Origin of the sequence: Streptomyces sp. NPDC053048 (genome assembly GCF_044547045.1) — a bacterium.
GTDB lineage: Bacteria > Actinomycetota > Actinomycetes > Streptomycetales > Streptomycetaceae > Streptomyces.
Genome location: NZ_JBITZS010000003.1, coordinates 565,191 through 578,797, shown reverse-complemented (window position 1 = coordinate 578,797; position 13,607 = coordinate 565,191). Strand labels below are relative to the sequence as shown.

Below are 13,607 nucleotides of genomic sequence, written 5' to 3'. Positions count from 1 at the left end.
CCCCTGCCTCCGGCGGGGCCCACCCGCCGTTTCACCCGAAAGGCTGACGACGTGAGCACCGAAGCGTACGTGTACGACGCGATCCGCACCCCGCGAGGGCGCGGCAAGGCCAACGGCGCGCTGCACGGCACCAAGCCCGTCGACCTCGTCGTCGGTCTCGTCCACGAGCTGCGGCGGCGGCTGCCGGAGCTCGACCCGGCGGCCATCGACGACATCGTGCTGGGCGTCGTCAGCCCGGTCGGCGACCAGGGCTCCGACATCGCCCGGATCGCGGCGATCGCCGCCGGGCTGCCGGACAGTGTGGCGGGCGTCCAGGAGAACCGCTTCTGTGCCTCGGGCCTGGAGGCCGTCAACCTCGCGGCCGCCAAGGTCCGTTCCGGCTGGGAGGACCTGGTGCTGGCGGGTGGCGTGGAGTCGATGTCGCGGGTGCCCATGGCCTCCGACGGCGGCGCCTGGTTCGCCGATCCGATGACCAACTTCGACGTCAACTTCGTCCCCCAGGGCATCGGCGCCGACCTGATCGCCACGCTGGGCGGCTTCTCCCGCACCGACGTCGACTCCTTCGCCGCCCGCTCCCAGGAGCTGGCCGCCGCGGCCTGGAAGGACGGCCGCTTCGACCGTTCCGTGGTGCCCGTGCGCGACCGCAACGGCCTCGTGGTCCTCGACCGCGACGAGCACATCCGCCCCGGCACCACCGTGGAGACGCTGGCCGGCCTCAAGCCCTCCTTCGCCGCCATCGGCGAGCAGGGTGGCTTCGACGCCGTGGCGCTGCAGCAGTACCACTGGGTGGAGCGGATCGACCATGTGCACCACGCCGGCAACTCCTCCGGCATCGTCGACGGTGCCGCGCTGGTGGCCATCGGCAACCGAGAGACGGGCGAGCGGTACGGGCTGCGGCCCCGCGCCCGGATCGTCTCGGCCGCGGTCTCCGGCTCCGACCCCACGATCATGCTGACCGGGCCGGCGCCCGCCACCCGCAAGGCGCTGGCCAAGGCCGGTCTGACCATCGACGACATCGACCTGATCGAGATCAACGAGGCGTTCGCCGCCGTGGTGCTGCGCTTCGCCGAGGAGATGGGCGTCGGTCTGGAGAAGCTCAACGTCAACGGCGGCGCCATCGCGATGGGCCATCCGCTGGGCGCCACCGGGGCGATGCTGCTGGGCACGCTCGTGGACGAGCTCGAGCGGCAGGACAAGCGGTACGGGCTGATCACGCTCTGTGTGGGCGGCGGGATGGGGGTCGCGACCGTCATCGAGCGCGTCTAGCCCCGCCCCTCCAACGCCCGCCCGGCCACCCCACCGACCTCTGGAGACCCCGGACATGAGCGAGCCCACCACCATCCGCTGGGAGCAGGACGGCGACGGCGTCGTCACCCTCGTCCTCGACGATCCCCGGCAGTCCGCCAACACCATGAACGACGCCTTCAAGACCTCCCTCACGGCCGTCGCCGACCGATTGGAGGCGGAGAAGGATGCCGTGCGCGGCATCATCGTCACCTCGGCGAAGAAGACCTTCTTCGCGGGCGGCGACCTGCGCGACCTGATCGCCGCGACCCCCGCCGACGCGCAGCGGATCTTCGACGCGAGCATGACCGTCAAGCGCGACCTGCGGCGCATCGAGACCCTGGGGGTGCCCGTCGTCGCCGCGATCAACGGCGCGGCCCTGGGCGGTGGGTACGAGATCGCGCTGGCCTGCCACCACCGCGTGGCCCTCGACGCGCCCGGCTCGAAGATCGGCCTGCCCGAGGTCACGCTCGGCCTGCTGCCCGGGGGCGGCGGCGTCACCCGTACCGTGCGGCTGCTCGGCATCACCGACGCGCTGCTGAAGGTGCTGCTCCAGGGCACGCAGTACGGCCCCCGGCGGGCGCTGGAGGCCGGGCTGGTGCACGAGGTGGCGGCCGACGCCGACGAGCTGCTGGCCAAGGCCCGTGCCTTCATCGCCGCCAACCCGAGCGCCCAGCAGCCCTGGGACGTCAAGGGGTACCGGATCCCCGGCGGCACCCCGGCGAGCCCGCGCTTCGCGGCGAACCTGCCGGCCTTCCCCGCCAATCTCAAGAAGCAGACGGGCGGCGCCCCCTACCCGGCGCCGCGCAACATCCTGGCCGCGGCCGTCGAGGGCTCCCAGGTGGACTTCGAGACCGCCCAGGTGATCGAGGCCCGCTACTTCACCGAGCTGGTCACGGGGCAGACCGCCAAGAACATGATCCAGGCGTTCTTCTTCGACATGCAGGCGGTCAACTCCGGTGGCAGCCGCCCCCAGGGCGTCGCCCCGAGCACCGTGCGCAAGGTGGCCGTGCTGGGCGCGGGCATGATGGGCGCGGGCATCGCCTACTCCTGCGCGCGGGCCGGCATCGAGGTCGTCCTCAAGGACGTCTCGCTCGAGAACGCCCGCAAGGGCAAGGCCTACTCCGAGGGCCTGCTGGCCAAGGCGCTGGCCAAGGGCCGTACGACGGAGGCCGAGCGGGACGAGCTGCTGGCCCGGATCACCCCCACCGCCGACGCGGCCGACCTGGCGGGCTGCGACGCGGTGATCGAGGCCGTCTTCGAGGACCCGGCGCTCAAGCACAAGGTCTTCCAGGAGATCCAGCACATCGTCGAGCCGGACGCGCTGCTGTGCTCCAACACCTCCACGCTGCCCATCACGCTGCTGGCCGAGGGCGTCGAGCGGCGCGCCGACTTCCTCGGGCTGCACTTCTTCTCGCCCGTCGACAAGATGCCGCTGGTGGAGATCATCAAGGGCGAGCGGACCGGCGACGAGGCCCTTGCCCGCGCGTTCGACCTGGTGCGGCAGATCCGCAAGACGCCGATCGTGGTCAACGACTCGCGCGGCTTCTTCACCTCGCGGGTCATCGGGCGCTTCATCAACGAGGGCGTGGCCATGGTCGGCGAGGGCGTCCCGGCCGCGTCGGTCGAGCAGGCCGCCGCCCAGGCCGGTTACCCCGCAAAGGTGCTCTCCCTGATGGACGAGCTGACCCTCACGCTGCCCCGGAAGATCCGCGAGGAGGGCCGGCGCGCGGTGGAGGAGGCCGGCGGCACCTGGACCCCGCACCCGGCCGACGCGGTCATCGACCGGATGGTGGAGGAGTTCGGGCGCACCGGCCGCAGCGGCGGGGCCGGGTTCTACGACTACGAGGACGGCCGGCGGGCCGGGCTCTGGCCGGGGCTGGCGGAGCACTTCGGCCGGGCGGACGCCCGGATCCCGTTCGCCGACATGAAGGAGCGGATGCTCTTCTCCGAGGCGCTGGACACCGTCCGCTGCCTGGAGGAGGGGGTACTGACCTCCGTGGCCGACGCCAACATCGGCTCGGTCCTCGGCATCGGCTTCCCCGGCTGGACGGGCGGTGCGCTGCAGTACGTCAACGGCTACGAGGGCGGCCTGCCCGGCTTCGTGGCGCGCGCCCGCGAGCTCGAGGCAGCGTACGGCGAGCGGTTCGCGCCCCCGGCGCTGCTGGTGGAGAAGGCGGAGCGGGGCGAGACCTTCAGGGACTGACCCGGCCCGGGGGCCGCGTACGGGGGCCCGGCCGCTCAGCCCCCGTAGGTGGCCCTCAGCTCCTGCTTCAGCGACCGCTGGAAGGCCGTCACCAGCGCCTGCACCACCATCGGCTGCATATGGGCCGACAGCGACTTCATGGCCTCGACCTCCTCCGGGTCGCTCTCGCGTTCGCGGTAGGGCCCCCACACCTCGTCGTGGAAGAGGCGGGTGAGCTCGCGGGCCGTGGAGCGGGCGTGCTCGATCAGGACGGTGCGGGCCGCGAGTATCGTCTCCAGCGCGATCGGCACGTCCAGCAGCTGGACGCCCAGCCCCAGCAGGCCCGGGTCGACGCGGAAGGTGCCGGCGTCGCCCTCGGTGCGCTCCAGGACGTTCATCGCGGCGAGGCGGTCGATGTCCTCCTCGCTCAGGGCGCGCCCGGCGCGGCGCTCGAGCTGCGCGCGCGGGGTCTGCTCGGCCTTGTCGGGGGTCCAGGAGGCCACCAGGGCGCGGTGGATGGCCAGGTCGTGGGCGCTGAGGTCGTCCGGCAGGCGCCGCAGGTAGCGTTCGATGGCTGCCAGCGTCAGCCCCTGGTGCTGCAGTTCCTCGATCAGCGCCAGCCGGGAGAGGTGGCCCGGCCCGTAGCGCCCGACCCTGCGGGGGCCGATCTCGGGCGGGGGCAGCAGCCCCCGGGTGCCGTAGAAGCGGACCGTGCGCACGGTCACTCCGGCGCGGGCCGCCAACTCGTCGACGGTGAGGTTCGCTTCCGCCGTTTCCCCGGTGTCTGCGGCCATCCGCGGTGCCTCGCTCTCTGTCGCGCCCTTTCGGTTCAACAGTATTGCTGTGCCACCACCGCTGTGAAACCTCGCCGGTGCCGGGGCGGTGGCACGGGCGAGGGCCCGTCGCCGGTGGCGACGGGCCCTCGGGAGGGTGTGCGGCGGCTCAGTGCCGGTGGGCCCGCTGGGCTTCCTGGATCTTCTTCCAGGACTTGGGCTGGGGGGCCTTGAGGGTCTTGCCCGCCTTGGCGGCGCCGGCGGCCGGCTTGCCGATGCCGTCCTTGGCGGCGGCGGCCGCGCTCGGCTTGGAGGCCGTGTTCAGCCAGGTGTCGAACAGCTGCCGCAGCGGCTTGCCGGAGGCCTTCTCGGCGAACGTCACGAAGTCCTCGACCGAGCTGTTGCCGAACTGGTTCTGCTTCGTCCAGTCCTTCAGGAGCGCGAAGAAGGCCTGGTCGCCGACCTTGTTGCGCAGCGCCTGCAGGGCGATCGCGCCGCGGTTGTAGACGGCAGTGTGGAACTGCTTGTCCGCGCCCGGGTCGGACGGCTTGACCTTCCAGAAGTCGTTGTCGGCCGGGACGCCGGTGTAGATGTAGTCGGCGAGCTGCTGGGCGGTGCCCTCGCCCTCCTTCTCCGACCACAGCCACTGCGCGTAGGTGGCGAAGCCCTCGTTGACCCAGATGTCGCGCCAGTTCTTCACCGAGACGCTGTCGCCGAACCACTGGTGCGCCAGCTCGTGGACGACCAGGGAGGTGTTCGCGCCGTTGGCGAAGCCGGAGGGGCTGTAGTACGGCCGGGTCTGGGTCTCCAGCGCGTAGCCGGTCCTGACGTTGGGGACGTAGCCGCCGATCGCGTTGAAGGGGTAGGGGCCGAAGACCTTGCTCTCCCAGTCGATGATCTCGGTGGTGCGCCCGATGCTCGCCTTGGCCGAGGCGAGGTTGTCGCCCAGGTCCTTGCTGTAGGCGTTGAGGACGGGCAGGCCGTCGGCCGTCTTGTCGGTGGTGATGTCGAACTTGCCGATGGCCAGCGTGGTCAGGTAGCTGGCCTGCGGCTTGGTGGCGCGCCAGTTGTAGCGCGTCCAGCCGAGCCGGGAGGACTGCGACTTCAGCTCGCCGTTGCTGACGGTCTGCAGGCCGTCCGGCACCGAGACCGACATGTCGTAGGTGGCCTTGTCGCGCGGGTGGTCGTTGCTGGGGAACCACCAGACGGCCGACTCCGGCTCGTTGGCCACGACCGCCCCGTCCGGGGTGCGCTGCCAGGCCGAGTAGCCGCCGATCTTCACCTGCGAGGGGATGCCGCTGTAGCGGACGACGACCGTGATCTCCTTGCCCTGCGGCAGCGGCGTGGCCGGGGTGATCTCCAGCTCGTGGTCGCCCGACGTGGCGAACGGCGTGGGCCTGCCGTTGACGAGCACCTCGCTCACATTGAGGGCGAAGTCGAGGTTGAAGCGGGAGAGCGCCTGGGTGGTGGTGGCCGTGAGCGTCGCCGTCCCGTCCAGCTTGTCCGACTTCGGCTCGTACTTCAGCCGCAGGTCGTAGTGGGAGACGTCGTAGCCGCCGTTCCCGGACGCCGGGTAGTAGGAGTCTCCGGCGCCCGGCGCGCCGGGCGTGGCGTCGGCGGCCGACGCCGGGATCGCCAGCAGCAGGCAGGCGGCGGCCGCGCTCGGAACGATGAGTCTGTGACGCACGAGTCACTCCAACTCTTAGGGGGCGAACGATCAATCGGAGCCTATGTACTCATCGATGGAAGGGCCATGTCCATGGTGCGTTCCGACATGTGATCGACACGCTGCCGACATGCGAGGCTCCCGGCCACCCCGTCCACCCCCTTCTGCCCAGCAGTCACCCGCGCTACCGTCCGGCCGTGCCGATACACACGCGGAACACCCGCATCCCCTGGACAACGCCCTTACTGGCGGCCCTGATCGCCCTGATCTCCGTTCTCCTCCCGGCCCCGCTCGCCGCGGCCGCCGGACCCGCCGCGAACGGCGTGAAAGCGCCGGACGAGAGCAGACCGGTGTACTCCTACGACCGTGCCGTACGTGAATCCGTTTGGGTGGACACCCGGGTTGACGGCGACGGCGACGGCCGCACCGACCGGGTGGCCGTGGACATCATCCGCCCCCGCGAGGCCGCCGAGCAGGGCCGCAAGGTGCCGGTGATCATGGACGCGAGCCCCTACTACTCCTGCTGCGGGCGCGGCAACGAGAGCCAGCGCAAGACGTACGACGCCCAGGGGAGACCGGTTCAATTCCCCTTGTACTACGACAACTTCTTCGTACCGCGCGGCTATGCCGTCGCGCTGGTCGACCTCGCCGGAACCAACCGTTCCGATGGCTGCGTCGATGTCGGCGGACGCTCCGACATCCAGTCCGCCAAGGCCGTCGTCGACTGGCTGGGCGGCCGCGCCCGCGGCTACGCCTCGCGCACCGGACGGGCCGCCGCCAGGGCCGACTGGTCCACCGGGGCCGTGGGAATGATCGGCAAGAGCTACGACGGCACCGTCGCCAACGGCGTCGCCGCCACCGGCGTCCCGGGCCTGCGGACGATCGTGCCCATCGGCGCCATCAGCTCCTGGTACGACTACTACTTCGCCAAGGGCGCCGCCCTCTTCGGCAGCGGCCCCGACGGGCTCGCCGACCGCGTCGGGAGCCCCGAGGCGCGCGGCCGCTGCCAGGACGTCCAGCGCAGGCTCGTCGAGGGGGCGCCGCGCAACGGCGACTGGACACCGCTGTGGAGCGAGCGCGACTACCTCAAGGACGCCCACAAGGTCCGCGCGAGCGTGCTGGCCGTCCACGGCATGCAGGACCTCAACGTCCGCACCAAGCACTTCGGGCAGTGGTGGGACGCGCTCGCCGAGCAGGGCGTGGAGCGCAAGGTCTGGCTCTCCCAGGCCGGGCACGTGGACCCCTTCGACTTCCGCCGCGAGGCCTGGGTGGCCACGCTGCACCGCTGGTTCGACCACTACCTGCTGGGCTACGACAACGGCGTCGAGCGCGAGCCGATGGCCGACGTCGAGCGCGCCCCCGGCCAGTGGTCGACCGACCGCGTCTGGCCGCCCCGTGCCACCGCCGCCACCACGCTGCGCCCCGCCCCCGGCCGGACGCCGGGCGTGGGCACGCTGGGCCTGGCGCCCGCGCCGCCGGGAGCCGTCGAACGGTTCACCGACGACCCGCGGCTGGGCGAGGGCGACTGGGCGGCCCGGATCGACGAGAGCACGCCGGCCAAGGCCGGGTTCACCACGCCGCCGCTGACGCGCGACCTGCGGCTGTCGGGCTCCTCGACGGTGCGGCTGACCGTCACCCCCTCCACCGCCTCCGCCCACCTGTCGGCCGTCCTGGTCGACCTCGGCCCGGCGACGATCCGGAACTACGCGGCGAGCGGCGAGGGCATCACCACTCTCGCCGACCGCGACTGCTGGGGCGCCGGAACCTCCGGTGACACCGGCTGCTTCAAGCGCACCGCGGCCGACCCGGCGGACGTGCGCCACACGGTCTTCAGCCGCGGGTGGGCCGACCTGGGCCACCACGCCGGCCTGTCCCACGGCGAACCGCTCACCCCGGGCCGCCCCTACACCATCACCCTCGACCTGGCCGCCGCCGACCACGTCGTCCCGGCGGGCCACCGCCTGGCCCTGATCGTCGCCGGCACCGACGCGCGCCTGATCGAACCGGCCTCCACCACACCCCGGTTGACGGTCGACCTGCGCGCCAGCCAGGCGAGCCTGCCGCTCGTCGGCGGCTTCGCGGCCTTCGTCCGCGCCACCCGGGGCGCCGACCCCGCCTACGAGCGCCCCACGGCGCCTCTGCCGGGGCTGCGCGCCCCCTCCCCGGGGCGGCTGCTGCGCTGACCGTCAGGGGGGTGTCCATCGGACACCCCCCTACCTCTCCAGGAGGTCGGCGGCCTCCAGGGCGCAGCCCCAGGAGACCGTGATGCCGGCGCCCCCGTGGCCGTAGTTGTGCACCAGGCGGGTGCCGCCCGGCAGCCGCTCGGCCTCCAGCCGCACGCGCGGTCGCGCCGGGCGCAGCCCCACGCGGTGTCCGAGCACCCTCGCCCGGCCGAGCCGGGGGAAGACGCGGGAACAGCGGCTGATGATGGCCTGCGCGGCGCACGGCGAGGGCGTGCGGTCCCACACGTGCTCGCGGGCGGTGCCGCCCAGCACCACGCCGTAGGGCTGGGGGAAGACGTAGACGGTGTCGCCCTTGTGGTCGTCGACGGCGGTGAACCACTCGTCGATCCCCGGGTTCTCGACCACGACCAGCTGGCCGCGCACGGGGTGGACCGAGGCGTCGGGGACGAGATCGCGGGCGCCCAGGCCCGTGCAGTTGACCACCGCCGCGGCCCCCTGGCCCGCCTCGGCCAGCGAGCGCACCGCGCGGACGGTGACGGTGCCGCCCGCCGCCGCCAGCCGCCGCTGCAGATAGGCGAGATGCGCGGTCATGTCGAGCAGCGGCAGGCGGCCGCGCACCCCGCGGTCGTAGCCGCGGGGCAGCTCCTCGTCCCGCGCCGCCCGCAGCCCCGGTACCCGCGCCGACCACGGCCCCAGCTCGGCGGGGCTGGTGCCCGCGTGCGTGCCGGCGGCCATGCGCACCCCCGTCTCGGGCTGCCCCGCCAGCCCGGCCATCACGGTCAGCGACCGCAACGCCCAGCGCCCGGCGGCCTCCTGAGGCTGTATCCGGTAGGGCCACCACAGCCCGCCGGCCATCGCCGACGTGGTCTCCGAGGAGGGCGAGCGCGTCAACACCTTGACGCCGCGCCCGCGTTCCGCCAGCACGACCGCGCTGGTCAGGCCGATGACCCCGGCGCCGACCACGATCACATCGCTTGCCATGGGGGTGACGGTACAGGCGAAATCGAGGGCGCCGGGCTGGAAGCCGCGCACAGGGGGGAATAGAGCGTTCATGGCAGTGGAGTACGCGTCCTTCGCCCTGGCACCGGCGCCCCGCGCCGAACCCGATCCGCCCGGCGGCGCCTGCCAAGTGCGCCAGGAGCTCCGGGACTTCGTCGTGGACGGCAGACCCCTGCTGTCGCGGCTGGCCGAGGCGGACGGCGTCTCGCCGCTCGCCTCCGACCTCGCCCCCTCGCCGTTCACCTCGCACGCGCGGGCGCTGCTGCTGGAGGACGGGGACGGCGATCCGCCGCTGGAGGGCGGGCGTTACGTGCTCTACGCCTGCCCCCAGTGCGCCCGGCTGGAGTGCGGGGTGGTCACCGCCGTCGTCGAGCGCGACGGCGAGGACTTCCTCTGGCGGGACTTCGCCTGGCAGACCGACGAGCCCATGGATGCCGCCCGCGACGGCTACCCGGGCATCGGGCCCTTCCGCTTCCGGGCCGGCGAGTACCGGGCCGCACTCGGCGAGCTGCTGGCCGCGGGCCCGCCGCCGGACGCCCGGCGGGTGCTGCTCGTCGGCCCGCGCGTCCCCCTGCTCGCCCGTGCCGCGGCCGGGCTGCGGGCGACCGGCATCGGCGCCGACATCACCCGCGACGCGGCGGGCGCTCACGCGGACGAGCTACGCACGTACGCGGCGGTGGCGTTCGACCGCACGGTGGGCGAGGAGGAGCGGGCGGCGGTCCGGGCGGCGTTCGCGGCGGCGGGCGGCACGGCCGCGTTCGTCGAGGCGCCGGCGCCGGTCGCCGCTGTGCTGGTCGCGCGGCTGGAGCAGGCGCTGCAGCACCCGCCCGGCGGTGAGCGGCGGCTGACCGGGCTGAGCGCGGTCCCCGGCGAGGCCCGGGTGGAGACGGCCACCGCGTGCCGGGTGCGGGTGACGGGCTACCGGGCGGGTCGGCTGCGCGGGACCCGGGTGCTCGAGCTGTTCGACGGGCGGCTCGAGCCGGGCTCGCACCGGGTGCCGCTGGGGCCGCGGGTGGCGTTCGTCGTGGCGCGCACCTACGGGCATGTGCTGGTCACGCGCGTGTGCGCATGAGCGGCGGCCGGCGGAGGGGCGGCGGGCGGGTGGAAAACCGGTTCGGACGGGCGTGGGGCACCGGCTAGAGTCGGTGGTCTCATGAGTGCCACCCTCGTCGCCAAGGATCTCGCCGCCGGGCACGGCGACCGCACCCTCTTCTCCGGGCTCGACCTCGTCGTCGCGCCCGGCGAGGTGATCGGTCTCGTCGGAGCCAACGGCGCGGGCAAGTCCACCCTGCTCCGGATGCTCGCCGGCCTCGCCACGCCCGAGGAGGGCACGCTGCGGCTCAGCCCGCCCACGGCGACCGTCGGCCACCTGCCGCAGGAGCCCGAGCGGCGCGAGGGCGAGACGGTGGGGGCCTTCCTCGCCCGCCGCACCGGCGTCGCCGCCGCGCAGACCGCCCTCGACGCCGCCACCCAGGCCCTGGTCGACGGCGCCCCGGGCGCCGACGACGCCTACGCCGTCGCCCTCGAGCGCTGGCTGGACCTCGGCGGCGCCGACCTCGACGAGCGCGCGGAGGAGGTCGTCGGCTCGCTCGGCCTGACCGTCGGCCTGGACCGGCCCATGACCGCCCTCTCCGGCGGCCAGGCCGCCCGCGCCGGCCTCGCCTCGCTGCTGCTCAGCCGCTACGACGTCTTCCTGCTGGACGAGCCGACCAACGACCTCGACCTGGACGGGCTGGCCCGCCTGGAGGAGTTCGTCACCGGGCTGCGCGCCGGAACGGTACTGGTCAGCCACGACCGCGAGTTCCTGGCCCGCACCGTGGACAAGGTCCTCGAGCTCGACCTCGCCCAGCAGCGGGTCAACCTCTACGGCGGCGGCTACGCCGCGTACCTGGAGGAGCGGGAGACCGCACGGCGGCACGCCCGCGAGGCGTACGAGGAGTACGCCGACACCCGCGCCTCCCTCGAGGCCCGCGCCCGCACCCAGCGCAACTGGATGGAGAAGGGCGTCAAGAACGCCCGTCGCAAGGCCACCGACAACGACAAGATCGGCCGCAAGTTCCGCACCGAGTCGACCGAGAAGCAGGCGGCCAAGGCCCGCCAGACCGAGCGCCTCATCGAGCGGCTGGACGTCGTCGAGGAGCCCCGCAAGGAGTGGGAGCTGCGCATGGAGATCGCCGCCGCGCCCCGCTCGGGCGCGGTCGTGGCGACCCTGCGCGGGGCGGTCGTGCGACGCGGCGCGTTCACGTTCGGCCCGGCCGACCTGCAGATCGACTGGGCGGACCGGGTCGCCGTCACCGGCGCCAACGGCTCCGGCAAGTCCACCCTGCTCGCCGCCCTGCTGGGCCGGCTGCCGCTGGCAGAGGGCAGCGCGTCGCTGGGGCCGGGCGTGGTCGTCGGCGAGGTGGACCAGGCGCGGGCGCTGTTCTTCGGCGGCGAGGCGCTGCTGGAGGCGTTCGGCGCGGCCGTTCCGGATCTGCCGCCGGCCGATGTGCGCACGCTGCTGGCCAAGTTCGGCCTCAAGGCGGCCCATGTGCTGCGCCCGGCCGTCACGCTCTCGCCCGGCGAGCGCACCCGGGCGGCGCTCGCGCTGCTGCAGGCGCGCGGGGTGAACCTGCTGGTGCTGGACGAGCCGACCAACCACCTCGACCTGCCGGCCATCGAGCAGCTGGAGTCGGCGCTGGCGTCGTACAACGGGACGCTGCTGCTGGTCACGCACGACCGCCGGATGCTCGAGTCGGTCTCGACGACGCGGCGCATCGAGGTGGCGGAGGGCCGGCTCACCGAGCGCTGAGCCCCCTCCGGAGCTACAGCAGCCCGCCCTCGGCCAGCAGCCGCCGCACCCGGACCACCGCCTCGTCGGGCAGGGGCCGTTGGGGTGCGGCGGTCGCGGCGCAGTCGATGACGCCGAGGGCGTGCAGCGCCGCCTTGAACCCGCCCAGGGCCGCGGCGGTGCCGCTCATCAGCGTGGTGTCCCCCGCGTCCACCAGGGCGAACAACCGTGTCAGCCGGTCCTGTTCGGCGGCCGCCTCGGCCCAGCGGCCCGCGCGGGCGTGCTCGTAGAGCCGTACGTAGCCGGCCGGGTCCACGTTGCCCAGCCCGGGGACGACGCCGTGGGCGCCCGCCAGCAGGGCGGCGTCGACCGTCAGCTCGGAGCCGGTCAGGACCGCGAACCCGTCCGCGAGCCCTTGCTCGCGCAGCGCGACGAGCAGGCGCCGCAGCCCGCCCAGGTCGCCGGTGCTGTCCTTGAGGCCGGCGAGGGTACCGTCCCGGGCGAGCTCGAGCAGGGTCGGCGCCGCGATCCTGCTGTGCACGGTGGCGGGGTTGTCGTAGGCGAGCACCGGCAGCCCGGCACCGGCGCGGACGCGCCGGAAGTGGTCGGCGACCTCGGCCGGGTGCGTGCCGGTGCAGAAGGGCGCGGTGACCACGAGCGCGTCGGCGCCCATCGCGGCGGCCGCGCGGGCGTGGTCCAGGACGCGGGGCGCGGTCATGTCGATGACCCCGGCCAGGACCGGCACCCGGCCGTCGACGGCCTCCAGGGCGGCCGCCAGGGCGGCGCACCGCTGTGCGTTGTTCAGGTAGGCGCTCTCCCCGCTGGTGCCGAGGACGAAGACGGCGTGCGCCCCGGCCGCCAGGACGTGCTCGACGAGGGAGGCCAGCGAGCGGGTGTCGACCTCACCGTCGGCGGTGAGGGGCGTGCAGAGCGGGGGGACGACGCCGGACAGCGGTACGGGCAACGGCATCACAGTCGCCGAATCTGGCGTACGCCCGGGGAGGTGTCAAGGGCGCGTGCTGCTCGCCAGCGCCCGCCGGCACAGCCCGTCCGCCGCCCGTGTGGTCTCCGGCAGCCGGAAGCGCGGGGCCAGCCGCAGCGTGTGCTCGCACGCCTGGTCGAGGCCGGTCCGGTGGCCGACGGAGACGAACACCGGCTTGACGCCCTCCTGGGTGCGCAGCGCGCGGCCCACCTCCTCCTCGCCGTCCAGCAGGGGCGAGGTGTCGCCGCGGTGCGGGCCGGGCGCCTCGTAGCAGAAGGTGAAGGGGTTCTTGGCGACACCGATGGTGGGCAGTCCGGTGAGCACCCCGAGGTGGCTGGCCAGGCCGAAGCGGCGGGGGTGGGCGAGCCCGTAGCCGTCGCAGACGACGAGGTCCGGGGTGACGGCCAGCCGCTCCAGAGCGGCGAGGACGGTGGGTATCTCGCGGAACGCCAGCAGGCCGGGGACGTAGGGGAAGGCGACCCGGCCGACAGCCGTCGCCTCGGCGACGACCTCGAGCGTCGTGGTGTCGAGGGCGACGGCGGCCGCGGCGACGACGTCGCGCTCGTCGTCGTAGGCGACGTCCACGCCGACGGCCACCAGGGGCGTGCCCGGGGCGGGGCCGGGCTCGTCCAGGACCACCCGGCCCCGCAACTCGTTCTGGACGGCGGTCGCTTCCGCCTCGGTGGCGGGCCAGTCGGGCGGCGGGGTGTGCGGTGCGTCGGTCATGGTGGCGCCCAGGCTACGGGACACGCCCGCCGCGCCCGT

Annotated in this window: 10 protein-coding genes; 5 read left to right on the top strand and 5 right to left on the bottom strand. The window is 73.9% G+C overall.

From position 1 onward, the window contains the following. Positions 1-51: 51 nt before the first annotated feature. Entirely contained in the window at positions 52-1,266 is a 1,215-nt protein-coding gene (locus ACIG36_RS10750) for an acetyl-CoA C-acetyltransferase (RefSeq protein ID WP_399925227.1), read from the top strand. A gap of 55 nt (positions 1,267-1,321) precedes the next feature. Beyond that, positions 1,322-3,490 (top strand): 3-hydroxyacyl-CoA dehydrogenase NAD-binding domain-containing protein, encoded by a 2,169-nt coding sequence (locus tag ACIG36_RS10745; protein ID WP_399925225.1) that lies wholly within the window; start codon positions 1,322-1,324, stop codon positions 3,488-3,490. Positions 3,491-3,525: 35 nt separating this feature from the next. On the opposite strand, the gene ACIG36_RS10740 is transcribed toward ACIG36_RS10745, so the two are convergent. Both ACIG36_RS10740 and ACIG36_RS10735 read right to left on the bottom strand, forming a co-directional pair. Beyond that, positions 3,526-4,263 carry a MerR family transcriptional regulator gene (locus tag ACIG36_RS10740; protein ID WP_399925223.1) on the bottom strand — a complete coding sequence of 246 codons (738 nt, stop codon included), beginning with the start codon at positions 4,261-4,263 and terminating at the stop codon, positions 3,526-3,528. Between the two features lie 148 nt (positions 4,264-4,411). Then, complete coding sequence (locus tag ACIG36_RS10735) at positions 4,412-5,929, bottom strand: M1 family metallopeptidase (protein WP_399925221.1); 1,518 nt, start codon at positions 5,927-5,929, stop codon at positions 4,412-4,414. A 176-nt stretch (positions 5,930-6,105) separates the two neighbouring features. On the opposite strand from ACIG36_RS10735, the gene ACIG36_RS10730 reads away from it, so the two are divergent. Further along, entirely contained in the window at positions 6,106-8,091 is a 1,986-nt protein-coding gene (locus tag ACIG36_RS10730; RefSeq protein ID WP_399925219.1) for a Xaa-Pro dipeptidyl-peptidase, read from the top strand. Between the two features lie 30 nt (positions 8,092-8,121). Here ACIG36_RS10730 and ACIG36_RS10725 read toward each other — a convergent pair whose 3' ends face one another. Continuing rightward, positions 8,122-9,072 (bottom strand): FAD-dependent oxidoreductase, encoded by a 951-nt coding sequence (locus ACIG36_RS10725; RefSeq protein WP_399925217.1) that lies wholly within the window; start codon positions 9,070-9,072, stop codon positions 8,122-8,124. A 70-nt stretch (positions 9,073-9,142) separates the two neighbouring features. On the opposite strand from ACIG36_RS10725, the gene ACIG36_RS10720 reads away from it, so the two are divergent. After that, a complete protein-coding gene (locus tag ACIG36_RS10720; protein WP_399925215.1) occupies positions 9,143-10,162 on the top strand; it encodes an oxidoreductase in 1,020 nt (339 codons plus the stop codon). An 81-nt stretch (positions 10,163-10,243) separates the two neighbouring features. Further along, a complete protein-coding gene (locus tag ACIG36_RS10715; RefSeq protein WP_399925213.1) occupies positions 10,244-11,881 on the top strand; it encodes an ABC-F family ATP-binding cassette domain-containing protein in 1,638 nt (545 codons plus the stop codon). Positions 11,882-11,894: 13 nt separating this feature from the next. Here the strand turns inward: ACIG36_RS10715 and ACIG36_RS10710 are convergent, their stop codons facing one another. Beyond that, positions 11,895-12,830, bottom strand: a complete 936-nt coding sequence (locus ACIG36_RS10710) for a dihydrodipicolinate synthase family protein (RefSeq protein ID WP_399925211.1) — start codon at positions 12,828-12,830, stop codon at positions 11,895-11,897. 36 nt (positions 12,831-12,866) lie between these two features. After that, on the bottom strand, positions 12,867-13,568 hold the full coding sequence (locus tag ACIG36_RS10705) for an endonuclease V (protein ID WP_399925209.1): 702 nt from the start codon (positions 13,566-13,568) through the stop codon (positions 12,867-12,869). Positions 13,569-13,607 lie beyond the last annotated feature (39 nt).

Coding starts and splice junctions, on each gene's coding strand:
- ACIG36_RS10715 (WP_399925213.1), top strand. CDS start 10,244: ATGAGTGCCACCCTCGTCGCCAAGGATCTCGCCGCCGGGCACGGCGAC.
- ACIG36_RS10725 (WP_399925217.1), bottom strand. CDS start 9,072: ATGGCAAGCGATGTGATCGTGGTCGGCGCCGGGGTCATCGGCCTGACC.
- ACIG36_RS10705 (WP_399925209.1), bottom strand. CDS start 13,568: ATGACCGACGCACCGCACACCCCGCCGCCCGACTGGCCCGCCACCGAG.
- ACIG36_RS10710 (WP_399925211.1), bottom strand. CDS start 12,830: ATGCCGTTGCCCGTACCGCTGTCCGGCGTCGTCCCCCCGCTCTGCACG.
- ACIG36_RS10745 (WP_399925225.1), top strand. CDS start 1,322: ATGAGCGAGCCCACCACCATCCGCTGGGAGCAGGACGGCGACGGCGTC.
- ACIG36_RS10720 (WP_399925215.1), top strand. CDS start 9,143: ATGGCAGTGGAGTACGCGTCCTTCGCCCTGGCACCGGCGCCCCGCGCC.
- ACIG36_RS10740 (WP_399925223.1), bottom strand. CDS start 4,263: ATGGCCGCAGACACCGGGGAAACGGCGGAAGCGAACCTCACCGTCGAC.